Annotated in this window: 2 protein-coding genes; both read right to left on the bottom strand. The window is 69.9% G+C overall.

What is annotated here, in order from left to right; translation table 11 throughout:
- The coding region (locus A9D60_RS04270) for a cation:proton antiporter domain-containing protein (RefSeq protein ID WP_175392887.1) at positions 1 to 451 on the bottom strand (451 nt) is incomplete at its 3' end.
- An 84-nt stretch (positions 452 to 535) separates the two neighbouring features.
- Positions 536 to 1,087, bottom strand: a 552-nt coding sequence (gene tolA, locus A9D60_RS04265; RefSeq protein WP_065266465.1) for a cell envelope integrity protein TolA, incomplete at its 5' end; no start/stop codon positions are given.

Genomic DNA, 1,087 nt, shown 5'->3' with positions numbered 1-1,087 from the left:
GCACATCGCCTGCCAGCACCGGATCGGTGGGCGCCCGAACCGCCCCCAGCAGGATTGCGCCCGCCGCGGTCATGCCGCCAAGGCCCCATCCCAGCAGCGCCACGGCAGCGATGGTCAGCGGCATACCGATCAGCAGCAGCCGCAGCGTGGCGCTCCACCGTTTCCAGGGCCGCAGGCTGTCGAGCCTGAGCCCGGCGGCAAAGAGCGCCACGATCACCGTCAGTTCGCTGATCACCTCCCAAGGCCTGGGATGCAACCTTGGGTCCGGTACTGCGGGGCTGTCCGGCATCAGCCAGTAGGCGGCCATGCCCAGCAGGATCAGAAGCGGTGCCGCCGCGGGCTCGCGCGGGGACACCAGCCGCGGCAGCCAATGGGCGAGGATGATGACGGCACCGGCCATGGTCAGCATCACATGATAGGGGGCAAACTCGAAAAACACTGCATGGTCCATGGGGTGACTGTACAGGAGTTTTTGCGGCCTGCAGCCCCTGGATGAGTTACCGGAACCGGCGGCGGCGGTTTGCAGGGGCTGGCGCTACCTGGTGAAACTGATGGGCAGGCTGAGGCGGATCTGGCCGGCCTGCAGTTTTTTCGGGGCGGGCGGGAACTTTCCGGCGCGGGCGACGGCGGCAAGTGCTGCCTGATCGAAGACGGCATTGCCGGAGGATTTGGCGATGCGGTGGTCCAGCAGGCGGCCGTCGCGGGCCACAGTCAGCCGCAGCACAACCTGGGCCTTGCCGGTGGCGCCAGAGGGGTAGCGTTTGCGCCTTTCGATGCGGGCGCGGATCTTGCTGCCCCAGACGTTGCGCAGCTTGGCCTCGCGGCCCGGATCGGCGGTGGCGGTCTGCGCTCCGCCGGATAGGCCTGCCTCAGCGCCGCCGCCTGCACCCGCAGCGCGCTGGCCTGCCTGGCCTGCCGCGTTGCGGGTGGAGTTGGCCTTGGGCGGCGGCGTCTGTTGCGGCTTGGCCTGAGGTTCCGGTTCAGGCTCTGATCTGCGTGGGTTGGGCGGTGGCGGCGTGGTGGTGTCCGCCTGCACGGGCTGCGCCGCAGCGGGCCGGGTGAGCGGCGCCAGCAGTGCGGCGCAGCC

The organism is Leisingera sp. JC1 (genome assembly GCF_001679925.1).
Classification (GTDB): Bacteria; Pseudomonadota; Alphaproteobacteria; order Rhodobacterales; family Rhodobacteraceae; genus Leisingera.
The sequence above is the reverse complement of the archived record's forward strand: the minus strand, read 5'-3'. Positions and strand labels throughout refer to the sequence as shown.